We start from the raw sequence: 23,772 nt of genomic DNA, 5'->3' as shown, positions 1-23,772 counted from the left end.
TCTCGTCAGGGGTGAAGCAAGGTTACACTGCGAGCGTCATGGAACAACCCTTCCTCCTGGTCGACCTCGACGGCCCGGCCTCCCGCCTCCCACGGGAAAACTCCTGTGTGCGCGTCGCCGTGGCAGCGGAACCCGTGGAAACGGCCGGGGAGTTCGACCTGCTGCTCACCGCGTCGCCCGACCCGCCCCGGCCTTGGGTCGGGTGCGCCGATCCGTACGCCACCGCGCAACGGCTCCGAGACATCGTCACCGCCCGCCCTGACGCCTGCCTGACCCTCGTGCAGGTGCTCCGCACGGGCCCCCGTCTGCCGCCGCCCGACCGACTGGTCATGGAGTCCCTCGCCTACTCCACCCTCCAGGCAGGGGCGGCCTTCCGGTCCTGGCTCGCCGGGAAGAGCCCGTATGCCGCCCGCCCGTCCACCGAGCCGGTCCTGCTCGACCGGGACGGCGACCGGCTGACCATCACGTTGAACCGCCCCCGGGTGCACAACGCCTTCGATGCCGCCATGCGGGACGCCCTGTGCGAGGCGCTGGAGGTCGCCGTGTCCGACCCGACGGTCACCCGCGTCGACCTGCGCGGCAACGGCCCCTCCTTCTGTAGCGGCGGCGACCTCGCCGAGTTCGGCTCCTCGACCGACCCGTCGAGGGCCCACCATGTGCGCGTGCACCGCAGCCCCGCCGCCCTGCTCCAGCGGTGCGCTGCCGCGGTGACCGCACACCTGCACGGCGCCTGCGTCGGGGCGGGCATCGAACTGGCCGCCTTCGCCGGCCGGGTGAAGGTTGCGCCGGACACGGTGATCCGGCTGCCCGAGATCGGCATGGGACTGATCCCAGGCGCGGGTGGCACAGCGAGCCTGCCGACGCGGATCGGCCCCGAACGAACCGCCTACCTGGCCCTGACCGGTGCCGCGCTGGACGCGGCGGAGGCCCGGCGCTGGGGTCTGGCCGACGAGATCGTGAGCGGCCACACCGACCCGCGCGGGTCACTAGCCACACACGGCGACGAGAACTAGATTCTCATACACGAGAAGCATAATCACGTTTCCGCTCACGAAGGAGACCGGCCAGTGGCCCACGACGAGCCGCCCGAGGGCATCGACGCGATCGACTTCTTCCGGGACGACACCACCGTGGCGGACCCGTACCCCTACTTCGACACCCTGCGCGCACGCTGCCCCGTCACCCGGGAACCCCACCACGGCGTGATGATGGTGACGGGGTACGACGAGGCGGTCCAGGTCGCCCAGGACCCGCGGACCTTCTCGTCCTGCCTGTCGGTGACCGGCCCCTTCCCGGGTTTCCCGGTCCCGCTGGAGGGTGACGACGTCAGCGAGCTCATCGAGCGGCACCGCGACGAGCTGCCGATGAGCGATCAGCTGCCGACCCTCGATCCGCCCGTGCACACCGCGCACCGCGGGCTGCTGATGCGGCTGATCACCCCCAAGCGGCTCAAGGAGAACGAAGCGGCCGTCCGGGAGATCGCCGACCGCATGCTCGACACCTTCCTGGCCCGTCCGGAGGGCGAGTTCATCAGCGAGTTCGCCGGCCCCTTCACACTGCTCGTCATCGCGGACCTGCTCGGCGTGCCCGAGGAGGACCGGGAGGAGTTCCTCGACAAGCTCCAGCGCCGGCCACGGGCCGGGGGCGGCATCGGCAGCACCGGCGAGGACTCCCTCGCCCACTCGCCGCTGGGGTTCCTGTACGGGCGGTTCTCGGACTACATCGAGGACCGGCGCCGGGAGCCGCGCGAGGACGTTCTGACCGGCCTGGCCACCGCCACGTTCCCCGACGGCTCCCTGCCCGAGGTCGCCGACGCCGTCCGGGTGGCCGCCAACCTGTTCTCGGCCGGGCAGGAGACCACGGTCCGCCTGCTCAGCTCCGCGTTCAAGGTGATCGCCGAACGCCCCGACATCCAGACGCTGTTGCGCACGGAGCCGGACCGCATCCCCAACTTCGTCGAGGAGACGCTCCGGATGGAGAGCCCGGTCAAGGGCGACTTCCGGCTCTCCCGTGTCCCGGCCACGGTGGGCGGCGTGGACATCCCGGCCGGCACCACGCTGATGGTGGTCAACGGCGCCGCCAACCGCGACCCGCGCCGCTTCGAGGACCCGGCGACCTTCGACCCCGCCCGCCCGAACGCCCGCCACCACATCGCCTTCGGCCGCGGCATCCACACCTGCCCCGGCGCACCGCTCGCCCGCGCCGAGGCACGGGTCGGCATCGAGCGGCTCCTGGCCCGCACCGGCGGCATCCGGATCTCCGAGCGCGTGCACGGACCGGCCCACGCGCGCCGCTACCAGTACCTCCCGACCTACATCCTGCGGGGCCTGACCCACCTCGCCCTGGAGTTCACACCCGCCGAGGAGAGCACGCGATGAAGATCACCATCGACGAGGACCGCTGCCGCGGCCACGGCGTCTGCTGCACCGTCAGTCCCCAGGTGTTCGACCTGAGTGACGACGGCTACGCCGTGACCGAACAGCCCGATGTGCCGCAGGAGTTCGAGCAGGCGGCACGCTCGGCGGCGATGAGCTGCCCCGAGCGCGCCATCACCTGCCACTGACGCGGCTCAGGCCGACCTCGGCGGCATCTCGAACCCGGCGACCAGCACGGCGTTCGTCTCCGCCGCCGCCTGCCGCAGCGGCTTGGCCCGCGCGTACGCGGCCGACTCGTACCACTCCCGCGCCGCCTCGACCGACGCGAATTCGAGGACGACCGTCCGGTCGCCGTGCCACTGCCCCTCCAACACCTCGGGCTCTCCTTCGACGGCCAGCACCCGGGCGCCGGCCTCGGCCATCGACCGGGCGGCAGCCCGGCTGTAGGCGTTCATCCCGGCCTGGTCGCGGATGGCCTCGGTCAGGATCACGTACCCCTTGGGCATGGTCATCTCCAATGCACTACATACGACAATGGATGGGTGGTAATGAATGGGTGGCATACGCCTTATGAGCGCTATTCGCCTTATACGTCATATGCGTTATAACACAGTCGCGTTCAACTCGGATGCCCCGCACACGAGTTGGGCCCCTGCGGCTTTCGCTCCGGGCTCTGCGGACGCCCGGTGAGTGTCCCTGAGTTGTCGTGCGGCCTCCCTCCCGGCCCCGACTTCGCCGATCTGGCCGCTCTCGCCGAGGAACTCGGCTACGCCCGGGTGTGGATCTACGACTCCGCGCCCCTGTGGGAGGACCCCTTCGTCCACCTGGCCCTCGCGGCCCACCGGACGACCCGCATCGGTCTGGCCACCTCGGTGCTCGTGCCGGACGAGCGCTCCGTGATGACCATGGCGTCCGGGATCGCCACCCTCGCCCGGCTGGCGCCCGGCCGCTTCCGGGCCTGTTTCGGCACCGGCTTCACGGCCCGACTGGCCCTGGGGCAGCCGCCGATGCGGCTCGACGCCTTCGCCGAGTACGTCCGCGCCGTGCGCGGACTCCTGGCGGGTGACACCGTTGTGCTGGACGGCGAACCGGCGCGCATGCTGCACGCCCCCGGGCTGGCGGCGGCCCGCCCGCTGGACGTGCCGGTGTGGCTCAGCGTCTTCGGCCCGCGGGGCAGCGCCCTGGCCACCGGTCTGGCCGACGGAATCATCGGGCGGCCTCATCCCGGCCTCCCCACGGCGACCATCGTGTCCGGCACGGTCCTCGACGACGGCGAGGACGCCGGCAGCGCACGCGTGCGGGAGGCCATCGGGCCCTGGCGGGTCGTCGACTGGCACGACGCCTATGCGCGCGGCGGGGCCGGGGCAGTCGACGCCAAGCCGGGAGGGCGCGCCTGGCGGGAGGCGCTGGAGGAGGGCGCCGGGGCCGGGGAACATCGCCTGCTCACCTTCGAGGGCCACGTCACCGGCCTGACGGACCGCGACCGCCTGCTGCTGGAACACATCGACACCGCGACCATGGTCGGCGACGCCGACCGCATCGGCCGCAAGCTGACACGGCTTGGTGAGCTCGGCTTCCAGGAGGTCGTCTACACGCCCACGGGACCCGACGTCCGACGGGAACTGCGGGCCTTCGCGGGAACCCTGTGACACCGCGCCACGACCGACCGGGTAGCCGCTCCCCGGCGCGCTCGGCAGCCCGGATGGGGCATTCCAGGCCGCCGGACGGCCCAAGTCGTACGCCTCGGTCGTGGAGCAGATCCTGGCCGGCATCCGGTCCAGACTCTTCCCACCGGGCAGCGCGCCGCCGGCGGAACGGACGCTGGCGAGCCGGTTGCAGGTCGGCCGCGGTTCCCTCCGGGAAGCGCTGCGCGTGCTGGAACACGCCGGGGTCCTGGGCATACCGGTCTCACCGCCCTGGACGAGGCCTTCGAGAAACAGGCGCGGGCGACCCGGGCGGACGAGGACGTGGCGGAGCCCGACCTCGCCTTCCGCCTGGCCGTCGCCGCCGCGTCCCGCAACAGCGTGCCGCCGGCGTTGAAGAGGACGCGCATCGACCGCATGCACGAGCAGACGTGGAGCGAGCTGAAGTACCGCAGCCGCAACCCCTCAGATCCGGGACACGGCGCGCTCCGCGTCCCGGACGAAGGAAAGGGACGAGCTCGACACCCCATCCCGGAGCGCTCGGCACCTCGACCCGGCCGTCGACAACCTCCAGCATCGGCTCGTACACCGGGATGAGCTCCCAGCCGCGGTTCTCGATGCCCCATTCCTGAAGCTGGTGACAGGCGGGCATGGCGGCGGCGAGATGCACGGTGAAGACGCGCAGCGTCGAGTTGTCCGCGCAGTGCACGGTGCAGGGCACACCGGCGGTGCCGGCGATGACCGCCACCTGCCTGGCCCGGCCGACGCCGCCCACGTAACCGATGTCCGGCTGGACGATGTCGACGACGCCCTCGTCGATCAACCGGCGGAACTGTCCGAGCGCGTTGTCCTGCTCCCCGCCGGCGACCGGGATGCCGAGCGCCGCCGCGACCTGCGCGGTGTGCGCCAGATCGTCGTACGGGCACGGCTCCTCGAAGTGGAAGTAGCCCTGATCCTCCAGCATCCGCCCGACCTGGATCGCGCGGGCCGCGGTGAACCCGCCGTTGGCGTCCGCGCTGATGTCGGTCCCGTCGCCCAGAACGGACCGGAGGTGCGGGATGACGCGCTCGGTACGGCCCGGAGTCACGGCACGGAACCCCTGTTCGGCCACGAGCCGCGAAGGCGCTCGCCCTCCTCCTCGGGGCTGATGTCGCGGCGCATGCTGGACGCGTAGACCGGCACCGAGGTGCGGTACGCGCCGCCGAGGAGCTTGTGCACCGGTTGCCCGGCCGCTTTCCCGAGCAGGTCCCAGATCGCGGTGTCCACTCCACACAGAGCCCGGTGCAGGAACGTGCTCGGGAACTTGTCGTGCGTGAGCAGTGTCCTGGCCACGAGGGCCTCGCCGTCCCACGGGTCCTGGCCGGGAAAGAGCGGCGCGACCATCTCGTGCAGCACCTTCGCTGTGATGCCCGGCCGATACGGAGCCGTCTGGCCGATGCCCTCGGCGCCGTCGTCGGTACGTGGTGGGACCGGGACGTGCGGCGTTCACGGCGGCCCGGGGGCGTACAGGTCCCTGGCGATCCGCGGGCGCGGATCGCCGCGCTGGACGGGTTCGGATGGTCGGCAACCGGTGAGCGAGCCTGACCGCGGCGTGGGCGAGGGCCCGCTCCGGCCGGCCGCCAGGGGCCGGGGGAAGGGCTGGATCACGCGGCGGCTTCGCGGGCGTGGTGTGGGGCGTCACCGTCAGGTGGGGCGCGGTCCACCGGGGCGGGCCGGCGGGCAGGTCGGTTCACGGACGCCGCCGGGCTCAGGCGCGTTCCAAGACAATCAGATAGATCGCGTTGGGCGCGAGATCGACGGTGGCGGTGTGGGTCCTGCCCGGCCTGACGATCTTCCTGTCGACCAGTTGGAGGCCGGCCTTGGCCGGGTCGGTGAAGTAGTTGCTGGTGTTCTGGTCGATCCGGTACATGAGCTGGCGGACGGGACGGTTCCTGAGTTCGGACGGCATCCGGGACATGTCGATGGTGGCCCGGTAGCTGCGGTCGCCGACGTGCTGCCAGTTCCAGACCATCAGCGACGCGCCGGACCGGTCCTTCGACGCCATCGCGTAGACGCCGTTGTCCCCTTCGAGCGCGCCCGACACAGTGGCGGACACCCTGGTGTCCTTCATCCGGGACTGCATCACCATCACGTTGCCGTAGGGAGTGAGGGTGTTGTTGAGCGGCCCGTCCGGGGTGCGGGTCACGAACTGGTCCTTGCGCTCCTCGACCCGGTGCCGGACGCACCAGTTGAACATGCGGGTGTCCGGCTGGTTCGCGAAGTAGTAGGCGTAGGTGGCCATGCCGGCCGCCTGCCGTACCACGTCCTTCTTCGGGTCGGTGTCGTCGTAGGCCGGACCGGGGTAGATGCCCGTCTCGGTGACGTAGCTCGGGATGCGCTGGTGGATGCGGCGCTCCTTCAGCCAGCCGAGCAGGGTCTCCCGCTGCGACGCCACCACCCTCAGGTCGCTCTTGTACGTCGTCGGGGTCTTGTACGTGTCGTCGTCCCAGGAGAGGTATGCGTGGTAGGCGAGGAAGTCCAGGCGCTTGTGCGGATTCTCGTCGGCGGCGTAGTCGTCGAGGAAGGGCTTCATCCACTTCGGGTCCAGCCACGACAGCGCCGGCCCTCCGAGCTCGATGCGGTCTGCGCGCCCGAGGCCCTTGTTGATCTTGTTGACCGCCTCGTAGTACGGCTTGTAGAAGCGGTACAGGTCACCAGGTTGCAGGGTCGTCTCGTCCGGCGGGATTCCCTGCCTGCGCTGCTGGCCGTAGAACTGCCAGTCCGGCTCGTTGAAGGCCTCCACGTACTTGACGCGCGGGTACTTCGCCTTGACGCTGCGCATGATCAGTTCGAGCATCGGCTCGAGGTCCTTCATGGGCCGCTTGCCCTCGACGAAGTCCGTCGGGTTGACGTTGATCATCACCGCGTCGGACACCGTGCTCGCCTGGGTGAGGTAGGCGTCCAGCTCGGACAGGTCGCACCGCTGGGTCTTCAGATCGCACAGGTTGAACACGTCCAGGCTGTCCGCCGCGTTCGGGCTGCTGAGCCAGATGCGGTAGACGTCGCCGTGCAGGCCCTGCTTGTTCAGGAACCTGACGTCGCCGACGCGTTGTTCGGGCCACGCCGTCACGTTGCCGAAGTTGTTCAGTCGTTCCGAGTGCGGCAGCCGGCCTTCACTCGAGCCGAAGTCGACCGAGACCCCGGCCGGGGAGAGCGAGGCGGCGGGTTCGGCGGCCTGTGCGGCGACGGACTGGACGGACGTCACCGCAAGCAACGCTGCGGCCACTCCGGCCAGCAATCCTCGCCGGGTCGGAAGTCTGGTGCTCATGTGCATGGGGGAGGTCCTCGCTTCCATGAAGCAATGGCAGCCGCTTGTCGCGGGCGGGGGATGGCCGACGGCGAGCTCCAGCATAGGGATCCTCTCCCTGACTGAGAACCCTATTAACATTTTTGAAGAATTCTATTCCGCCAGGCGGGGAACCGGGGTGCACACCGTCGCCGAGGTCAGCGGCCGTGACACGGCCGGGGGGGGAGGCACTGAGCAGCGCCCGGGTGTAGGGGTGTGCCGGGTTTCCGTACAACTCCTGGGTCGTCCCGGTCTCCACCATCCGCCCCCTGTGCATCACGGCCACCCGGTCGGCGACCAGCCGGACCAGGTTCAGGTCGTGGGAGATGAAGACGTAGGCCAGCCTGCGCGAGCGCCCGCGCGATGGCGACCCGCTGCCGCTCACCGCCGGACAGGCGGCTGGGGCAGAGCCCCGCATACCCTTCGGGCAACCCCACCTGGCGCAGCAACTCGGCGATACGGGACTCCTGTCGCGTCTTCGGCACGACATCCTTGTGCACCCGCCACGCCTCACGTACGACGTCGCCGACGAGGCGCCTCGGGTGGAGGGAGGCGTACGGGTCCTGGAAGACCATCTGGATGTTGCGGCGCTCCTTACGCATCTCCCGGCCGGAGAGCGCCGGCAGGTCGCGGCCCTTGTAGTGCACCGAGCCGCCGGTCGGCTCCACGAGCCGCGTCAACGCCCGGGCCAGGGTGGACTTGCCCGAGCCGGACTCGCCCACCACCGCGAGGCACTCCCCCGCACGGACGTCGAAGGTGACGCCGTCCACCGCGCGCAGGATCTCGCGGTTCCGGGGCGGCCCGGTGACGAAGTGCCGGTGCAGGTTCTCGACGCGGGCCCGTCCGCTGCCCCCCTCGGGCCGGGTGTCGGGCTCAGTGCGCGGCATCGAGGACCCCCTCGGCGTGGTGGCAGCGGCTCAGCCGGTCCGCGGTGAGGGCGCGCAGGTCCGGTTCCTCGGTGGTGCACCGGTCGGTGGCGATCGGGCACCGCGGGTGGAAGGCACAGCCGGGCACAGTGCCGGCCTTGTCCGGTGGGCTGCCGGCGACCGGCGCAGATCGCTCCAGCTGCGGGCGGTGTCGGGCTGCGACGCGAGCAGCGCCCGGGTGTAGGGGGTGTGCCGGGCGCCGGTAGATGTCGTCCAGGCCGCCCTGCTCCACGATCCTGCCGGCGTACATCACGGCCACGTCGGAGGCCACCAGCCGTGCGACGGCGAGGTCGTGCGTCACGAACATCAGGGCCATCCCCGTCTCCCGCTGCAACTGCCTGACGAGCCGCAGAATCCCGGCCTGGACGGTGACGTCGAGTGCCGTGGCCGGCTCGTCCGCGATGAGCACCCGGGGGCGCAGAGCGATGGCGAGCGCGATGCACATGTGCTGCCGCATCAGCGCCACCGCGCGTTCCCGCGCGGCCCGCCGGTCCAGACCCTGGCGTACCCGCAGCAGTTCGGTGACCTGTGAGCCGACGGAGTAGACGGGGTTGAGGCTGTCCAGCGAGTCCTGGAACACCATCGAAACGCCCTTGCCGCGGACGGCGCTCAGCCGCGCCTCGTCCCAGCCGACGATGTTCTCGCCCTCGAACTCGATGGCGCCGCGCACCCGGCCGGGCGGGTCGATCAGGCCGAGCAGCGCCTTCCCGGTGACGCTCTTGCCGGAGCCGCTCTCGCGAGGATCGCCAGGCTCTGGCCGGCATGGAGGGTGAAGCTGACACCCCGCACCGCTAAGACCCTCGCCGGTGAGTCCGTCACCTACAACGGGCAGGTCCACACCTGCCTCAACGGCCCGTACCAGCAGGAGCATTCGCTGGAGATCCTCGCGGAAGTGGCTGCGCGGTACCCCATCGACGGCGTGTTCATCAACATGCACGGGTACCAGGTCCGCGACTACAGCCGCACCTACCACGGCATCTGCCAGTGCGCCAACCGCGCGCGGCGCTTCGGGGAAGCGCGGTTGCCCCGCTCCGAGGACGATCCGCTGTACCCCTCCTACGAGGACTTCAAGACCCGCACCGACGGCACGATGACGACGCTGGGCGGGGACTCCCCGCAGCAGCCGGGCTACGACCTGCTCGGCGCGTTCACCGGCTCCGAGGGCACCCTCGGAGTGGTCACCCGGTCCCGCGACGACGGAGAAGCGGACCTGTGACGCCGAAGACGCCTGCGCCGAGGGCGAGTCGGACGCGGCCGACCGCACCGAGACAGACCGCTCGCCCCGCCTGGCAGCGCCGCTCCCCGGACACCTCCTGACCTCCGCCCACGGCGCGCCCTCGGAGCGCCGTCCCCGCATGGGCCGCCCCGGCCCTCTGAGAGCCGTCCCCACACGGCACCACCCCGGCCCCCCTAAGAGTCGTCCCGCACAGCGCCACCCCAGCCCCCTGAGCGCCTTCCCCGCACCCCCTCCCCGCACCCCTCCCCCAGGACCCCGATCCCACCCCACCCCGATCCCGCCCCCACCCCGCTGCCCCACGCCCACCGGGCCCCGGTCCCATGTCCCGCCGGGCCCGGACAGGGCCCCGACGGGGCCGGAGGCTCAAGCCCCCGGGACCCCGGGCGGGGGACCTTGAGGGGGCAACGTTCCGCGAGGCTCGCTTCCGAAGGCGGTGGATCAGATGGCGCACAGCACGGATTCCACCGCCGCCCGGCAAGGGGAAGCGCCTCGTACGGGACCCTTGCCCACAGACCAGCCGGACCGGACGGCACGCTCCTCGCGAGCTGCCCGCGACGCCGGCCGCCGACGGGGGCGCCGTAGGGGTGCGGCGCGGCGGCGGCAGGCGAGAGCGGCCACCGGTCCGGCTTCCCGGCCCCGCCCGCATGAGGCCGCCCCGGTGCCTCCGCCGGCCTCATGCGGAGCGTGGGCGCCCCATCACCGTCCCCTCACCCCCGGCCACCACCGACCGGAACCCACACCCCACCGACGCCACCTCGTTCTCTCCCCCGCTCAGCACCGGCCCCAGACCGCGCCCCACCACCGGCCCGATCCCGCCCGCCGTCGCCGATCCGTTCCCGCACCCACCGACCTCAGCCCGCACCACCAGCCCGCCCCGGCCCCCCGCCACCACCGGCCCCAGCCCGCCCCCACCCCCCGAGGACCCGCCATGCCCTTCCCGCCTCCCACCACCCACGGTCTCACCACCACGGACGGTCCCGGTGCCGCGCGCAGTTGGACCGTGGCCACCGCGAAGCCCGTGAGCTACCGGGTCCGTTTCGCACCGGGTGTCCTGGACCCCCGTAATCCCGCCCTCGCGCGCGCCGGGCTCCCGGACCGGGAGGATGCTCCGGCCCGGCGGCTGCTGGTCGTCGAGGAGGATGTGGACCGGCTGTACGGGGCGCGGCTGCGCGCCTACTGCGAGGCGGCGCGGCACGCGTCGTACACGGTCCACGTGCTGCCCGCGCACGAGCGGCTGAAGACGATGGACTCCGTGTACTCCGTGGTCGACGCGATGGACCGGTTCGGTCTGGACCGGCGGCGCGAGCCGGTCGTGGCGATCGGCGGCGGTGTGCTGCTGGACATCGTGGGCCTGGCGTGCAGCCTGTACCGGCGCAGCACGCCGTACGTCCGGGTGCCGACGACGCTGATCGGCCTGGTCGACGCCGGGGTCGGCGCCAAGACCGGCGTGAACTTCGGCGCCGGCAAGAACCGCCTCGGTACGTACCACCCGGCGACGGAGACGCTGCTGGACCCGGCGTTCCTCGCGACGCTCGACGAGCGGCATGTCGCCAACGGCCTCGCCGAGATCCTGAAGATCGCGCTGATCAAGGACCGCGACCTGTTCGACCTGCTGGAGAGCAGCGGTGAGCGCCTGCTGGCGGGCCGCTTCCAGGCGGACGGCCCGCTGCGGACCACGGCGCACCACGTGCTGGCCCGCGCGGTGCACGGGATGCTCGAAGAACTCCACGACAACCTGTGGGAGCACCGCCTGGAGCGGGTCGTCGACTACGGCCACTCCTTCAGCCCGACGCTGGAGATGAAGGCCCTGCCCGCGCTGCTGCACGGCGAGGCGGTCAACCTCGACATGGCGTTGACCACCGTGATCGCCCGTGGCCGCGGCCTCATGACGGACCGTCAGTGCACGCGTGTCCTGGACACGATGCGCGCCCTGCGTCTGCCGGTCCACCACCCCTTGCTGGAGCCGGAGTTGCTCCGCTCCGCCCTCGCGGACACGGTCCGTCACCGGGACGGCATGCAGCGGCTGCCGCTGCCGGTCGGCATCGGTGACGCGGTGTTCGTGAACGACCTGACGGATCGTGAGATCACCGGCGCGGCCCAGAAGTTGGCGCGCGCCGCGAAGGAGGTGCGGTCCCATGCGTGACGCACTGGTTGTGGCCGACGTGCACGCCCCCGCCGTGGTGCACGGCGTGCACGACTCGGACGGGATCTCCCGCTGGTCCTGCCTGGCGCGGCGGACCGGCCTGTACGGCGGCTGGGAGGCCGTCGAGTGGGCCTGGCTGCCGCCCGGCGGGGTCAGCGGGGAGCATCTGCACTCCCGCACCGAGGAGTTGTACTTCCTGCTGCGCGGCCGGGGTGAGATCCACCTCGACGGCGTGGCACATCCGGTGCGCGCCGGGGACGCCGTGCTCACCGGGATCGGTTCCCGGCACGCGCTGCACAACACCGGGCAACGGCCGCTGTCCTGGCTGGTGGTGGAGTTGCCCGCCGTCTTCCCGAGGCCCCGCAGGTCTCCGGAGGAAGAGGAGCCTTCCGTGAACAGCATCGTCGTACGCGATCTGCGCGCCCATGGACCGCTGGACGCCCAGAGCGTCCTGACCGGGCCGCTGCGCACCATCCGGGTCCAGGACCTCCCGCCGCACGCGGGCGTGGAGTTCGCGGCGCGCGGCACCGAGCACACGGTGTTCGTGCTGAGCGGTACGGGGGTCGCCCGCACCGCCGACCGCGAGGTCCGGGTGGCCTCGGGGACCGCGCTGACCCTGCCGCTGGGCGGGACGGTGCGACTGTGGGCCGGGGACGGCGGCCTGGAGTACTTCCACGCCGTCCTGGACGTCCCGCTGCCGGACGAACGCCGCCTCGCGGCCTAGTCCCGAGCTCAACTCACCTCGACAGAAAGGGAGTCGGCCGTGATCGTCCACGACGGACCGTCCAGCGCCGTCCTGTTCGGGCCGGGCGAGGAGCGGGCCGCCGTCCGCTGCCTCGCCCGGCGGGGGATGCTGCACAGCGAGTGCGAGGCGTTCGACGAGGTCGAACTGGCCCCCGGCACCCGCTGGGAGCCGGCCGGCCGCGCCGGCACCGAGACCGTCTGGTACGTCCTGACAGGGACGGTGCACGCCGACCGGCGCCCCGTCCCGCTCACCGCGGGCGGCCTCGTCCTCGCCCCGCACGGCGGCGCCACCACCCTCACCGCGGGCCGGCACGGCGCCCGGCTGCTGTGCCTGACGCTCGGCCCGGCGTCCGTGACCCGCGCCCTGCCCGCCCGCACCCCCAGCACCGCCCGCGGCTCCCGCACCGGCCCGGCGACCGCACCCCGGGACCAGCCCGCCCGCGATGCCCTCAACTCCCGCAAGGACCAGCCATGATCACCGTCCCCGGCGTCGGCGCCGTCCACCACGTCGCCTACACGGTCCCCGACCTCGACCAGGCCGTGACCTTCTTCACCGACGCGCTCGGCGCTCAACTCGCCTATCTCACCGGCCCGGTGGCGGACCCGGCGGGCCTGTGGATGCTGCGCCAGCTCGGCGTCCACCGCGACGCGGTCGCGCACATCGCGATGCTGCGCCTCGGCCCGGTCACCAACGTCGAGCTGTTCCAGTACACCTCCCCCGACCAGCGCCGCGTCTACCCCCGCAACAGCGACTGGGGCGGCCACCATCTCGCCCTGGGCACAGAGGACTTGGACGCCTCCCTGGAGCATCTCGCCTCGCACGAAGGGGTGGTCGCCCTGGGCGAACCGCAGACCGTGACCGACGGCCCCATCGCGGGCGTCCGGTTCGTCTACCTGCGCACGCCCTTCGGGCTCCACCTCGAACTCTCCGAGATCCCCGAGGAGTTGCCCTTCCACGCCAGCACGCCCGTCCGGCTCTACGACCCGCCGAGGGCCGTGTCATGACCGGCCTGTGGGGTCCCGGCTCGCCGCCGGTCGTGACGGAGGAGCGGGAGGTGTACGAGGCCGATGTCCTGGTCGTCGGCTCGGGCGCGGGCGGTGCCACCACCGCCTGGGCGCTGGCCTCGACGGGGGCGCGCGTCCTCGTCGTCGAGCGGGGCGACTTCCTGCCCCGCGAGCCCGAGAACTGGTCCCCGGAGGCGGTGTTCGAGCAGGGCCGCTACCACAACACGGGTTCCTGGCACACGGCCGAGGGCCGCCGCTTCACCTCCGGCGGCTTCTACGGCGTCGGCGGCACCACGAAGGTGTACGGCGCCGCCCTCCCCCGGCTGCGCGCGAGCGACTTCCGGGCGGTCGAGCACCTCCAGGGGACCTCGCCCGCCTGGCCGTTCGCGTACGGCGACCTGGAGCCGTACTACGCGGAGGCCGAGCGCCTCTACCGGGTGCACGGCGCCGACGGCACCGACCCGAGCGGCCCGCCGCGCAGCACCCCCTACCCGTGGCCGCCGGTGCCGCACGAGCCGGTCATCGCCGAACTCGCCGGCCGGCTCGCGGCGCAGGGCCTGCACCCCTACCCCGTCGAACTCGGCGTCGACCTGGCGCCGGGCGGGGCGTGCGAGCGGTGCGCCACCTGCGACGCGTTCCCGTGCCGGGTCGGCGCGAAGAGCGACGCGGAGACCCGCGCGCTGCGCCCCGCGCTGCGCACGCCGACGGTGAGGCTCCTCACCCGTACGCGCGTGGTGCGGCTGCGGACGGGCCCCGGCGGGAAGCGGGTGTCGTCCGTGGACGCGGTCCGCGACGGGCGTACGGTCCAGCTGCGCGCCGGGACCGTGGTGGTGGCGTGCGGCGCCGTCAACTCGGCGGTCCTGCTGCTGCGTTCGGGCGGCGCCGGGCATCCGGACGGGCTCGGGAACGGCAGCGGGCTGGTCGGCCGCAACCTCATGCTGCACAACAACTCCGTGCTGATGGCGGTCGATCCGCGCCGCCGCAACCCGGTGACGTTCCAGAAGACCCTGGCCGTCAACGACTTCTACCTCCCGGACGGCCCGCGTGGCCAGTACCCGCTGGGGAACCTCCAGTTGATGGGCAAGGTGTACGAGGCGACACTCGCCGCCACCCGTCCCCGGCTCCCCCGGCGGCTGCTGTCGGCCCTGGCCGCGCGGAGCGTCGACTGGTGGGTGATGTCGGAGGACCTCCCCGACCCGGACAACCGGGTCCTGCCGGGGCCCGGCGCCGACGGCGTGACCGTGCGCTGGCACCCCACCAACACCCGCACCCACCGCAGGCTGGTCCGCGCCGCCGCCGCGATGATGCGCCGGGCCGGGTATCCCCTGGTGTTCTCCCGGCAGTTGGGCGTGGAGGCGACGGGCCACCAGTGCGGGACGACCGTCGCCGGGACCGATCCCGCGCGGTCGGTCCTCGACCCGTACTGCCGCAGCCACGAGGTGGCGAACCTCTTCGTCGTCGACGGCGGCTTCTTCCCGTCGTCGGCGGCGGTCAATCCGACGCTGACGATCGCCGCGCAGGCGCTGCGGGTGGTGCGTGAGGGCGGGGTGCTGCCGTGAGGAGGGTGCGTGATCCCGCACTTCTCCACCACCTCCCGCCGAAACATGTCATCTTGTGCAGCACCCTCATCGGAGCCCCCCATGCACACCGCCACCGCAGCCGTGGTCCGCGCCCACGGCGCCCCGTTCGCCCTGGAAGAGATCCGTGTCGACGATCCTCGCCCGGACGAGGTCCTCGTCCGGGTCCAGGCCGCCGGCATCTGTCACACCGACCTCAGTGTCCGCGCTGGTCACACCCCGTTTCCCGTCCCGGCGGTGCTGGGTCACGAGGGGATGGGGACCGTGGAGGCGGTCGGTGCCGGGGTCACCTCGGTGGTGCCCGGCGACAGCGTCGTCCTGAGCTTCGCGTCCTGCGGGCGCTGCGCCGCGTGCCTGACCGGCCGCCCGGTGCGGTGCGCGCACTGGCCCGCGCTGAACCTGTTCGGCGGGAGCAGGCTGGACGGCAGCGCGACGGTGTGGGGGGCGGGCCGGCGGGCGAAGGAGCCGTTGCACGGGCACTTCTTCGGGCAGTCCTCGTTCTCGACGCTCGCGCTGACCGGTGAGCGCAACGTCGTCCCCGTGCCCGCCGGGCTGCCGCCCGAGGTGCTGGCGCCGCTGGGGTGCGGGGTGCAGACGGGCGCCGGGTCGGTGCTGAACGTGCTGCGGCCCGAGGCGGGGCACACGCTCGTCGTGTACGGGGCCGGCTCGGTGGGGCTCGCGGCGGTGATGGCGGCGCGGCTGACGGCGGCGACGCGGGTGATCGCCGTCGACCCGGACCCGCGCCGGCTGGCGCTCGCGCGGCGGCTGGGGGCGACCCACGCGGTGAACCCGTGCGAGGACGACGCGCTGTGCGCCGTACTGGACCTGACGTGCGGGCGGGGTGCCGAGCGGGCGCTGGAGACCAGCGGGGTGCCGAAGGTGCTGCGGCAGGCCGTGGACGGGCTCGCGGTGAGCGGGGTGTGCGGGGTGGTGGGGGCGCCGCCGGCCGGGACGGAGGCGGCGTTCGACGTGCCGGGGATGCTGGACCGGGGGCCCCGGGTGGTGGGGGTCAATCAGGGGGAGGCGGTGCCCCGGGTGTTCGTGCCGGCGCTGGTGGAGCTGTATCTGGCGGGGCGGTTGCCGGTGGACGCGATCGTGTCGGTGTTCCCGTTCGAGGCGGTCGAGGAGGCGGGGGCGGCGGCGGTGCGGGGGGAGGCGGTGAAGCCGGTGCTGCTGATGCCGTGAAGTGCCCGATCCAGAAAACACGTACCGGAATAAAATATGACGAACTAGACCCAAAGGGATTACCTTTCGAGAGTGAACGAGGATCCCCCGTCGCCCGCGGACCGGTCCGTGCTGCGGGCGCTGGTCGTCGAGGACCACCCGCTCTTCCGCAGCGGTCTGAAGTCGGCGCTGGAGAGCCTCGGCGAGGTGGTCGTCGTGGCGGAGGCGGAGACGATCGCCGAGATCCCGGCCGCCGTGTCCGCGAGCGGCCCCGACGTGATCATCATGGACCTCGGCCTGCCCGACGGCTCCGGCATCTCCGCGATCCGCGCCCTCGCCGAGGACCACCCCGGACTACCCGTCCTCACCCTCACCATGTCCGACGACGAGGGCGACCTCCTCGCCGCCCTCCAGGCCGGCGCGCGCGGCTACATCGTCAAGGGCGCCGCCGCCGAGGAGGTCCTGCACGCCGTACGGACCGTCGCGGCGGGCGGCGCGGTCTTCGGGGCCGGGGTGGCGGCGCGGCTCAGCACGCTCGTCGCCGGGTCGCGGCGCCGGGACGCCGAGCAGCTCTTCCCGGCGCTCACCGCGCGCGAGTGCGAGGTCCTCGCGCTCATCGCGCGCGGGCTCGACAACCGCCGTATCGCCCGCGAACTCGTCCTCTCCGAGAAGACCGTCCGCAACCACGTCACCCACATCTTCGAGAAGCTCCACGTCGCCACCCGCGCGGAAGCCGTCGCCCGCGCGCGGGACGCCGGGCTCGGCGAGGAGCCGTAGCGGTTCGGGACCGGTGCCTCATGCGTCCGGGACAGCGGGCGGATGAGGCTGGAGGGATCGAGTCGGCGACGGCGAGGAGTGGACATGGGCGCGGAGGTGAACGGCACGAAGGTCCCGGGGACGGGGCGCGAGCTGCTGCCGGCGTATCTGGTGTGCGCGTGCGTGGCGCTCGCGGGGGTCGTGTGGGGGGTGCTGGCGCTCACCCATCTCGACGCCGCCACCCGGTACCAGGAGTTCGACTACGCGGCCCAGTACATGATGCTGGGCCTCGGCTTCGCCCTGTCCGGGATGGTGTTCGTCGCGCGCGGCTCGGGGACCGTGTTCGGCTGGTTCCTGCTGGCCGCGGGCGCGACGGCGGTGCTGTGCTTCACCCTCCAGCTGACGATCTGGCTGGGGCTGATGCCCCGGGCGCTCGCCGGGCTCGCGTTCTTCAGCGGGATGGTCTTCTTCACGCTGTTCCTGACCCTGCTCTACACCCAGCCGCTGTGGCTGCCCGACGGCCGGCTCGGGGGCCGCTGGGCGCGCTGGTACACGGGGGTCATGCTGGCCCTGGCCGTCGTGCAGCAGGCGTACCGCTGGAGCACCGGCGTCACCGTGCGGATGGACATCACCAACCCGATGTCACAGGGCGCCTGGGCCGACTTCTGGGCGTGGACCTCGCCGGTGATGGGCCCCTTCAACGACGACGGCGGCGAGGCGCTGGTGGGCCTCGCGGTGCTGCTGACGGTCGTCCGCGTGCTCAGCTCCTCGGAGTACCGGCGGCTGACGTACTGGGTGAACCTGCCCTACCTGGCCTGGTGCGCGCAGCTCCTGCTGGTCGAGCGCGGTCTCATCTCGGACGGGGTACGGACGCCGCTGGCGTACGCGGCGGCGGCGTCCTGGCCGGTCGCGCTGGCGTTCGTGCACGTGCGGGCGCGCACCTGGGCGCTGGACCGGGGGGCCCGGCGGGTGCTGACGGTCCTGCTGCTGACGCTGCTGATGATGGTGGTGTGCACGGCGGCGGTGGCGCTCGTGCTGAGCTTCGCCCCGCACCACACCAACGCCGCCAAGCTGCTGCCCGCCCTCGCGCTGGGGCTGGTCGTGGGGCTGCTGCTGCGGCCCGTCTCGCGCGGGGCCTCGTATCTGGTGGACCGCTGGTTCTACGGGTCGCGCGCTCAGCCGTACCAGGTGGTGCGCGACCTGTCGAAGGCGCTCAGTCAGGCGGTGGAGCCCGGGGACACCCCGCAGCTGCTGGCCGGGACGGTCGTGCACACGCTGGGGCTGCCGGCCGCTTCGGTCACCGTGGACGGGCAGCACGGGCCGCACGAGCTGGTGCGCGTGGGCGACCCGGGGCCCCGGGCGGAACGCTTCCCGATCCGCTACCGGGGGCAGGAGACGGGCCGGCTGGACGTCGCGCCGAGACCGGGCGAGCTGACGCTCGACCCGCAGGACCGGGAAGCGGTGCAGGTGCTGGCGCAGCAGGCGGGCCCCGCGCTGGCCTCGCTGCGGCTGTACCGGGATCTGCGCAGCAGCCGCGAGCAGATCGTCCACACCCGCGAGGAGGAGCGGCGGCGGCTGCGGCACGAGCTGCACGACGGCCTGGGACCGGCCCTGTCGGGGCTGCGGCTCCAGGTGGACGCCGTCCGGCGGGGCGCCGGACCGCACGTCGCCGAACCGCTGTGCGGGGTGTCGGAGGGGATCGGGTACGCGATCAAGGAGCTGCGGCACATCACCGACGGGCTGGCGCCGGCCGCGCTGGACGGGGCGGATCTGGCGCGGGCGCTGCGCCGGCTCTCCGATCAGCTCAGCAGCCGGAGCCTGCGGATCTCCGTGGCGGTGGAGCCGGACCCGCTGCCGCCGCTGCCCGCGGCGCTCCAGGTGGCGGTGTACCGGATCACGGCGGAGGCGCTCAACAACGTGGTGCGGCATTCGCACGCGGACCGGGCGCGGGCCCTGGTCACGGTGGCGGACGGGAGGGTCGGGCTGCGGATCACGGACAACGGGGACGGTTTCCCCGCCCACGAGCACTGCGCGGGGGTGGGGCTGCGGTCGATGGCCGAGCGCTCGGAGGAGCTGGGCGGCGCGTTCTCGCTGACCAGCGACGGGGCCGGGACGGTCGTGGAGGCCGCGTTCCCGGCGGAGCCCGGGACCACGTCGGGACAGCCGTCCCATGCGGCCGGGACAGCGGGCGGCGAAGACTCGTGAGCGATCACAGGCCGCGGCAGCGGCGCCGAAGGGAGCAACACATGAACAAGAACCCGACCGTTCCCCGGGCCGGTGGTGAGGGCGGAGGCCCGCCCGGTCCGGTGCACGTCTCCTTCCTGCTGCGCATCGCCGCCACCCTCCGGTTCCCGGGGGCGAGGGCCCGGCTGGCCCGCAAGTGCCCGCCTCCCGGCTGCGTGTAGCGGCGATCCCGGTGTCCCGATGCTGACACCGGGCCGTTCCCAGGGCCGTCCCGTGACCTCACGGGGCGGCCCTTCCGCGTGCGCTCAGGCCGCCGTATACCCCAACTGCCGCCGCATGTACGGCGTCATCAGCGTCTTCGCCTTGGCGAGCGTCGACGTCCGGCTCCCGAGCACCGCGCTCTCGCCGCCCGGGACGGGTACGAGGGTGAGACCGTCGGCGCCGCCGAAGGGGACGATGAGGGGGCTGCGGTGGGGAGTTCGGTAGAGACGGGGTTCCTTGCGGTGGCGGCCCTGCGTGGTGAGGTGGACGCGGATGTTGTGGGCGGCGAGGTCGGCCTGGGTGATCGCGGCCAGGGTGATCTTCTGCTCGGCCGCGTCGTTGACGTCGCCGACGGCGAAGACGTCGCGCAGGCCCGCCACGCGCAGGGCCCGGTCGACCTTGACGTGGCCCGCCGGGTTCAGCCAGTCGCCGTGGCCCGCGAGGCGCAGCCACAGCGTGTTGGGGGTGATGCCGGTGGCCCAGAAGGAGACGTCCGCCTCCACCGTGCCGCCCTGCGCGTCCTTGTAGACGCCGAACTCGGTGCCGGGGGCCATGAAGGAGCCGAGGCGGACCTCCACGTCGTGCGCCTCCAGCCAGCCCAGCGCCTTGCGGCCCGCCCAGGCGCTGCCGGTCGAGTCGAGGAGGGCCCCGCCCGCGTGGGCGAGCGTCACGCGCGCGTCCGGGCGCGCCAGGCGGACCTCCGCGGCGAGTTCCACGCCGGAGGGGCCGCCGCCGACGATCAGGACGTGCCCCGCCCCGGCGATCTTCTGCTGGTGCGCCACGAACGCCTTCGACGCCTCCTCGACCGTCGTCCCCGTGAACCTCGCCGGCTCCGGGTAGTCGGCGCCCGTCGCCACGACCAGGACGTCGTAGGGGATCCTCTCGCCCGTCGCCAGGACGACGCTGCGCGCGTCCGTGTCGACGCGCAGTGCCTTGCCGACGACGATCCTTCCGTGGGTCAGCAGCCGGTCGTAGGGGATGAACGGCGTCGACGTCCACTGGGGATCCACACCCGCGCGCAGCGACGCGATCCGGTGGAAGAAGACTTCCTTGCGGTCCACCAGAGTCACCCGCGCGCTCGCGTCCAGCCTCTTGGCCAGCCGGACTCCGGCGTATCCTCCGCCGATCACCACTACGTCGCCGTCGCGCACGGCCTGTCTCCTGTACCTGTGGGGGTGCAACACGCGAGCGCCGCGGCGTGGGGGCCGTTTTCGGCCGCTCGGCTTGACCGTGAGCGTAGCTTTTGAAATCTAAAGAAACGGTGAGGGCGAGTGGGCATCCCGTGAAAGCACGGGGCGGGCGCGGGAGTTGCCGGTCCCGGCGGTGGCCGCTCGCCCGCTGTCCGGTCAGGAGCCGGCCGGCGTACGGCCTCCGTCCAGTCGCGCGAGCCAGGTTCCGAGGAGTTGTTCGAGGATCGCCGCTTCCGCCGGGGTCATCACGTCCAGGAGTCTGCGTTCGTTGCGCATGTGGTCGGTGAAGGCCCGGTCGATCAGGTCCCGGCCGGGTGCGGTGAGGGCGACGATCCGGCCGCGCTGGTCGTCGCTCGCGCGCCGCCGGGTGACGAGGCCGGCGCGTTCCAGGCGGTCGATGCGTTTCGTCATCGCGCCGGTGGTGACCATGGTGTGCGCGGCGAGCTCCCCGGGGGCTCGTTCGTACGGCGCTCCCGCGCGGCGCAGTGCGCACAGGACGTCGAACTCGCCCTCCCCGAGGCCGTACCGCCCGTAGACCAGGCACAGTTCGTCGGTCAGGCGGCCCGCGAGGGAGTGCAGCCGGCCGATCACGCCCTGCGGTGAGACGTCGAGGTCGGGGCGCTCGCGGCGCCAGTCGGCCTGGATGCGGGCGACGCGGTCCTCCGCCGCCCCGCGCTCCCCGGTTCCCAAAACCTCGGTCCGCCACTCTTCCGAGCGAATGTTCTCGTTCACGCCTTCCACAATACCTTCCCGGGAAGCTACCTTTCCTTCCATGGAAGCGAATGTGCGGTGGACCCTCCTCACGGCGCTCGCGCCGGTGGCGTGGGGCGCGAACTACTTCGTGACGCACGAGTACTTGCCGCCCGACAGCCCGCTGTACGGCGCGGCCCTGCGCGCACTGCCCGCGGGGCTGGCGCTGCTCGTCGTGCGCCGGCGGCTGCCGCGCGGGGTGTGGTGGGGGCGTTCCGCCGTGCTGGGGCTGCTGAACGCGAGCGTGTTCTTCGTCCTCGTGTACGTCGCCTCCCAGCTGCTCCCGACGAGCGTCGCGTCGACGGTGATGGCGGTGTCCCCGCTGACGATGATGCTGATCGCGTGGGGCATGGTCGCCGAGCGCCCCCGGGCCGCGCACCTCGCGGGCGCCGCCGTCGGCCTGGCCGGCGTGTGCCTGATGCTGTTCACCGGCGCGGGCGGCACGAGCCTCGCGGGCGTCCTCGCCTCGGCCGCGGCGATGCTGGTCTCCTCGTTCGGACACGTCCTCACGAAGCACTGGGGCTCCGGGGCCGACGTCCTCGCGGCGACGGCGTGGCAGCTCACCGCGGGCGGCCTGTTCCTGCTCCCGGTCGCCGCCGTGGTGGAGGGCGCCCCGCCCGCGCTGTCCGGTCCGGCACTCCTCGCGGCCGGCTACACCTCCCTGATAGCCACGGCCCTGGCGTTCGGCCTGTGGTTCGCGGGGCTGCGACATCTCCCGGCGGGGACGGTGGGGCTGATCGGGCTCCTGAACCCGGCGACGGGCGTCCTGCTCGGTACGGCGGTCGCGGGCGACAGCCTGAGCGGACGCCAACTGGGCGGGCTGGTGCTGGTGTTGGCGGGGGTGGTGCTGGGGAGGCCGGGGCGAGGCGGAAGCGGCGCGAACCGGGCGCCGAGCACGACGGGGACGGCACCGGGCCGGGAAGCGCCGGCCGGGGAGGAGCCGGCACCGGCCGGTCACTCGCACCCCGCGCCGCACGCGGAACGAACCGCCCATCCCGCGCCGTACGCGCGACGAGCCGCACACCCCGCGCCCCGTGGGAAGGAGCCGCCCCCGTGACTCCCTCTCCGCGTCCGCCCGCCTCAGCCCCGCGCGCCCCGCGCCCGCACTGTCGCGGTCATCGGCCCGTCCGGCCGGATCGTGACGTCGAACGCGGGCTCCGGCCGCTCCCCCACGACCGTGTACTCGAAAGCCGGCAACAGAGCCTCCGCGAGCAACGTCATCTCCTGAACCGTGAACTGCGCCCCCAGGCAGGTACGCGGCCCGAGCCCGAGCGGGTAGTAGGTGCCGAGGACCGGCCGGGGAGCCGCCTCCTGGAACCGCTGGGGCAGGAACCGCTCGGGCTCGGGCCAGAGTCCGGGATCGCGGTGCGTGAGGTACGCGCAGAGCGCGAGCGTCGCGTCCGCCTCGATCCGGCATCCGGCGAGGACGTCGTCCTCGGTGGCGTTGCGGAACAACAGCAGTGCGGCCGGATAGAGGCGGAGCGTCTCGCTGATCAACGCCCGGATCGCGGCCGTACGCGCGGGCGACCCGGCGGGCCCCTGGGCGAGCGCCCACTCCCGGTGCTCGGGGTGGTCGTGCAGGAGCAGCAGGAGCCAGCTGAGCGTGGCGGCGGTGGTCTCGTACCCGGCGACGAGGAAGGTGACGAAGTTGTCGCGCACCAACCGCCCGTCGGGGTCGGGGAGTTCGACGGCGTCGAGCAGCGCGTCGAGGATGCCGGGGTCCCCGTTGGCACGTGCGGCGGCGACAGCGCGCCCGGCCGCCGCGTCGACCTCCGCGAGGTCGCTCTCCAGCCGCGTGGTGTCGGCCGCCCCGAGCGCGGAGATCGCGGCGACGATGCGCGCGGCGGCGAGGAGCTGGCGATGGGTGGTGTCGTCGAGGGGCAGCCCGGTGGTGGCCCGCCAGATCACGTCGATGGTGAACCGCCGCATGTCGGCGACGAGATCCCGGGGCCGTCCGCTCCGGGCGGACTCCCCCCACGACCGGGTGACGTCCTCGACGGCGTCCCGCATGGCCCGCTCGTAGCGCCGCACCCCCTGCACCGTGAACGTGGGCTGGAACAGCCGCCGTTGCCCCCGCCACGCCGCCCCGTCCACGGTGAGCACCCCGTCCCCGAGCAGGTGCCGCAGCCGATGCGACCGCTTCACGTACCGCCCCGGATGCCGGGCGAGCACATGCCGCACCTCCTCCGCCCCGGTCACCAGCACGACGGGCCGCTCCCCCAGCCGGATCCCGCTGACCGGCCCCAGCCGCTGGGCCCGCCCCAGCAGCTCCACGACCGATGCGCCCGCATCCCGCCAGGCCACCACCTCGGCCTCGGACAACTCCGGCACTGCACCGGTCAACTCGACCTCCCGCTGGGCGTGTTGCGGACGGCCCACATGATAGCGGCGGGTGACCGGACCGACACGGCAGGAGACCACCCCCGGTCGGGAGGGCGCCTCGGGTACAGCCGCGGCGGCGTTCCCGGGGACGCTCGGGAACGCCGCCGCGG

Annotated in this window: 24 protein-coding genes and 2 pseudogenes; 16 read left to right on the top strand and 10 right to left on the bottom strand. The window is 72.9% G+C overall.

Annotated elements, in window-relative coordinates:
• Positions 1-38 precede the first annotated feature (38 nt).
• The 3 genes from PV682_RS12365 to PV682_RS12355 are packed head-to-tail and all read left to right on the top strand — an operon-like array spanning position 39 to position 2,563.
• Entirely contained in the window at positions 39-1,013 is a 975-nt protein-coding gene (locus tag PV682_RS12365; protein ID WP_319728149.1) for an enoyl-CoA hydratase/isomerase family protein, read from the top strand.
• Positions 1,014-1,067: 54 nt separating this feature from the next.
• Complete coding sequence (locus PV682_RS12360) at positions 1,068-2,378, top strand: cytochrome P450 (protein ID WP_319728138.1); 1,311 nt, start codon at positions 1,068-1,070, stop codon at positions 2,376-2,378.
• A complete protein-coding gene (locus tag PV682_RS12355; RefSeq protein ID WP_319728118.1) occupies positions 2,375-2,563 on the top strand; it encodes a ferredoxin in 189 nt (62 codons plus the stop codon). Before PV682_RS12360 ends, PV682_RS12355 begins: the two co-directional genes overlap by 4 nt.
• 6 nt (positions 2,564-2,569) lie before the next feature.
• Here the strand turns inward: PV682_RS12355 and PV682_RS12350 are convergent, their stop codons facing one another.
• The gene (locus PV682_RS12350) at positions 2,570-2,887 is read right to left on the bottom strand and encodes a DUF1330 domain-containing protein (protein WP_319728108.1); all 318 of its coding nucleotides are present in this window, start codon (positions 2,885-2,887) and stop codon (positions 2,570-2,572) included.
• A gap of 174 nt (positions 2,888-3,061) precedes the next feature.
• On the opposite strand from PV682_RS12350, the gene PV682_RS12345 reads away from it, so the two are divergent.
• Complete coding sequence (locus PV682_RS12345) at positions 3,062-4,024, top strand: LLM class flavin-dependent oxidoreductase (RefSeq protein WP_319728101.1); 963 nt, start codon at positions 3,062-3,064, stop codon at positions 4,022-4,024.
• 100 nt (positions 4,025-4,124) lie between these two features.
• A pseudogene (locus PV682_RS44310) lies at positions 4,125-4,262 on the top strand (GntR family transcriptional regulator); the annotation flags it as partial.
• A 21-nt stretch (positions 4,263-4,283) separates the two neighbouring features.
• On the opposite strand, the gene PV682_RS12340 reads toward PV682_RS44310, so the two are convergent.
• The 6 genes and pseudogenes from PV682_RS12340 to PV682_RS12320 form a co-directional block, all read right to left on the bottom strand.
• Positions 4,284-5,105 carry an enolase C-terminal domain-like protein gene (locus tag PV682_RS12340; RefSeq protein ID WP_319728092.1) on the bottom strand — a complete coding sequence of 274 codons (822 nt, stop codon included), beginning with the start codon at positions 5,103-5,105 and terminating at the stop codon, positions 4,284-4,286.
• A pseudogene (locus tag PV682_RS12335) lies at positions 5,102-5,467 on the bottom strand (hypothetical protein); the annotation flags it as partial. The pseudogene PV682_RS12335 and the gene PV682_RS12340, both read right to left, overlap by 4 nt.
• A 298-nt stretch (positions 5,468-5,765) precedes the next feature.
• Positions 5,766-7,262 (bottom strand): hypothetical protein, encoded by a 1,497-nt coding sequence (locus tag PV682_RS12330; RefSeq protein ID WP_407705651.1) that lies wholly within the window; start codon positions 7,260-7,262, stop codon positions 5,766-5,768.
• Positions 7,171-7,605: an ABC transporter ATP-binding protein gene (locus PV682_RS44305; protein ID WP_407705650.1), complete on the bottom strand. Its 435-nt coding sequence runs from the start codon at positions 7,603-7,605 to the stop codon at positions 7,171-7,173. The genes PV682_RS12330 and PV682_RS44305 overlap by 92 nt, the downstream gene beginning before the upstream one ends.
• On the bottom strand, positions 7,502-8,230 hold the full coding sequence (locus PV682_RS12325) for a dipeptide/oligopeptide/nickel ABC transporter ATP-binding protein (protein WP_319728077.1): 729 nt from the start codon (positions 8,228-8,230) through the stop codon (positions 7,502-7,504). Before PV682_RS12325 ends, PV682_RS44305 begins: the two co-directional genes overlap by 104 nt.
• On the bottom strand, positions 8,217-9,140 hold the full coding sequence (locus PV682_RS12320; RefSeq protein ID WP_319728061.1) for an ABC transporter ATP-binding protein: 924 nt from the start codon (positions 9,138-9,140) through the stop codon (positions 8,217-8,219). Before PV682_RS12320 ends, PV682_RS12325 begins: the two co-directional genes overlap by 14 nt.
• Between PV682_RS12320 and PV682_RS12315 the strand changes: the two genes are divergently transcribed.
• From PV682_RS12315 to PV682_RS12270, 10 genes are all read left to right on the top strand, one after another.
• Complete coding sequence (locus PV682_RS12315; RefSeq protein ID WP_319728942.1) at positions 9,039-9,485, top strand: alpha-amylase family protein; 447 nt, start codon at positions 9,039-9,041, stop codon at positions 9,483-9,485. The two genes, PV682_RS12320 and PV682_RS12315, sit on opposite strands and share 102 nt — an antisense overlap.
• Before the next feature lie 949 nt (positions 9,486-10,434).
• Positions 10,435-11,649: a sedoheptulose 7-phosphate cyclase gene (locus PV682_RS12310; protein WP_319728046.1), complete on the top strand. Its 1,215-nt coding sequence runs from the start codon at positions 10,435-10,437 to the stop codon at positions 11,647-11,649.
• Positions 11,642-12,373, top strand: coding sequence for a cupin domain-containing protein (locus PV682_RS12305; RefSeq protein ID WP_319728043.1), 732 nt, complete (start codon positions 11,642-11,644; stop codon positions 12,371-12,373). Before PV682_RS12310 ends, PV682_RS12305 begins: the two co-directional genes overlap by 8 nt.
• Before the next feature lie 39 nt (positions 12,374-12,412).
• A complete protein-coding gene (locus tag PV682_RS12300; RefSeq protein WP_319728039.1) occupies positions 12,413-12,868 on the top strand; it encodes a pirin family protein in 456 nt (151 codons plus the stop codon).
• Entirely contained in the window at positions 12,865-13,398 is a 534-nt protein-coding gene (locus tag PV682_RS12295) for a VOC family protein (protein ID WP_319728028.1), read from the top strand. The genes PV682_RS12300 and PV682_RS12295 overlap by 4 nt, the downstream gene beginning before the upstream one ends.
• Entirely contained in the window at positions 13,395-14,957 is a 1,563-nt protein-coding gene (locus tag PV682_RS12290) for a GMC family oxidoreductase (protein ID WP_319728025.1), read from the top strand. Before PV682_RS12295 ends, PV682_RS12290 begins: the two co-directional genes overlap by 4 nt.
• 81 nt (positions 14,958-15,038) lie before the next feature.
• On the top strand, positions 15,039-16,160 hold the full coding sequence (locus PV682_RS12285; RefSeq protein WP_319728023.1) for an NAD(P)-dependent alcohol dehydrogenase: 1,122 nt from the start codon (positions 15,039-15,041) through the stop codon (positions 16,158-16,160).
• Between the two features lie 72 nt (positions 16,161-16,232).
• Positions 16,233-16,916, top strand: a complete 684-nt coding sequence (locus PV682_RS12280; protein WP_319728019.1) for a response regulator transcription factor — start codon at positions 16,233-16,235, stop codon at positions 16,914-16,916.
• Between the two features lie 84 nt (positions 16,917-17,000).
• A complete protein-coding gene (locus tag PV682_RS12275) occupies positions 17,001-19,100 on the top strand; it encodes a GAF domain-containing sensor histidine kinase (RefSeq protein WP_319728011.1) in 2,100 nt (699 codons plus the stop codon).
• Positions 19,101-19,141: 41 nt separating this feature from the next.
• Positions 19,142-19,300 carry a hypothetical protein gene (locus PV682_RS12270; protein WP_319728002.1) on the top strand — a complete coding sequence of 53 codons (159 nt, stop codon included), beginning with the start codon at positions 19,142-19,144 and terminating at the stop codon, positions 19,298-19,300.
• 84 nt (positions 19,301-19,384) lie between these two features.
• Here the strand turns inward: PV682_RS12270 and PV682_RS12265 are convergent, their stop codons facing one another.
• Positions 19,385-20,491: an NAD(P)/FAD-dependent oxidoreductase gene (locus tag PV682_RS12265; protein WP_319727989.1), complete on the bottom strand. Its 1,107-nt coding sequence runs from the start codon at positions 20,489-20,491 to the stop codon at positions 19,385-19,387.
• 195 nt (positions 20,492-20,686) lie between these two features.
• Complete coding sequence (locus PV682_RS12260) at positions 20,687-21,271, bottom strand: MarR family winged helix-turn-helix transcriptional regulator (protein WP_319727977.1); 585 nt, start codon at positions 21,269-21,271, stop codon at positions 20,687-20,689.
• A 31-nt stretch (positions 21,272-21,302) separates the two neighbouring features.
• Here PV682_RS12260 and PV682_RS12255 point away from each other — a divergent pair, with 31 nt between their 5' ends.
• A complete protein-coding gene (locus PV682_RS12255) occupies positions 21,303-22,337 on the top strand; it encodes an EamA family transporter (protein ID WP_319727966.1) in 1,035 nt (344 codons plus the stop codon).
• 23 nt (positions 22,338-22,360) lie between these two features.
• On the opposite strand, the gene PV682_RS12250 is transcribed toward PV682_RS12255, so the two are convergent.
• The gene (locus PV682_RS12250; RefSeq protein ID WP_319727960.1) at positions 22,361-23,623 is read right to left on the bottom strand and encodes a cytochrome P450; all 1,263 of its coding nucleotides are present in this window, start codon (positions 23,621-23,623) and stop codon (positions 22,361-22,363) included.
• Positions 23,624-23,772 lie beyond the last annotated feature (149 nt).

It is taken from the genome of Streptomyces niveiscabiei, from assembly GCF_033794345.1.
Classification (GTDB): domain Bacteria; phylum Actinomycetota; class Actinomycetes; order Streptomycetales; family Streptomycetaceae; genus Streptomyces; species Streptomyces niveiscabiei.
Note: the sequence above shows the minus strand (reverse complement) of the source record. Positions and strands in the feature narration are given on the sequence as shown.

Bases quoted from the DNA above. Each gene is read 5' to 3' on its own strand.
- PV682_RS12365 (WP_319728149.1), top strand. From the start codon at position 39: ATGGAACAACCCTTCCTCCTGGTCGACCTCGACGGCCCGGCCTCCCGC.
- PV682_RS12355 (WP_319728118.1), top strand. From the start codon at position 2,375: ATGAAGATCACCATCGACGAGGACCGCTGCCGCGGCCACGGCGTCTGC.
- PV682_RS12350 (WP_319728108.1), bottom strand. From the start codon at position 2,887: ATGACCATGCCCAAGGGGTACGTGATCCTGACCGAGGCCATCCGCGAC.
- PV682_RS44305 (WP_407705650.1), bottom strand. From the start codon at position 7,605: ATGGTGGAGACCGGGACGACCCAGGAGTTGTACGGAAACCCGGCACAC.
- PV682_RS12325 (WP_319728077.1), bottom strand. From the start codon at position 8,230: ATGCCGCGCACTGAGCCCGACACCCGGCCCGAGGGGGGCAGCGGACGG.
- PV682_RS12320 (WP_319728061.1), bottom strand. From the start codon at position 9,140: ATGCTCCTGCTGGTACGGGCCGTTGAGGCAGGTGTGGACCTGCCCGTT.
- PV682_RS12310 (WP_319728046.1), top strand. From the start codon at position 10,435: ATGCCCTTCCCGCCTCCCACCACCCACGGTCTCACCACCACGGACGGT.
- PV682_RS12305 (WP_319728043.1), top strand. From the start codon at position 11,642: ATGCGTGACGCACTGGTTGTGGCCGACGTGCACGCCCCCGCCGTGGTG.
- PV682_RS12295 (WP_319728028.1), top strand. From the start codon at position 12,865: ATGATCACCGTCCCCGGCGTCGGCGCCGTCCACCACGTCGCCTACACG.
- PV682_RS12290 (WP_319728025.1), top strand. From the start codon at position 13,395: ATGACCGGCCTGTGGGGTCCCGGCTCGCCGCCGGTCGTGACGGAGGAG.
- PV682_RS12285 (WP_319728023.1), top strand. From the start codon at position 15,039: ATGCACACCGCCACCGCAGCCGTGGTCCGCGCCCACGGCGCCCCGTTC.
- PV682_RS12275 (WP_319728011.1), top strand. From the start codon at position 17,001: ATGGGCGCGGAGGTGAACGGCACGAAGGTCCCGGGGACGGGGCGCGAG.
- PV682_RS12270 (WP_319728002.1), top strand. From the start codon at position 19,142: ATGAACAAGAACCCGACCGTTCCCCGGGCCGGTGGTGAGGGCGGAGGC.
- PV682_RS12255 (WP_319727966.1), top strand. From the start codon at position 21,303: ATGGAAGCGAATGTGCGGTGGACCCTCCTCACGGCGCTCGCGCCGGTG.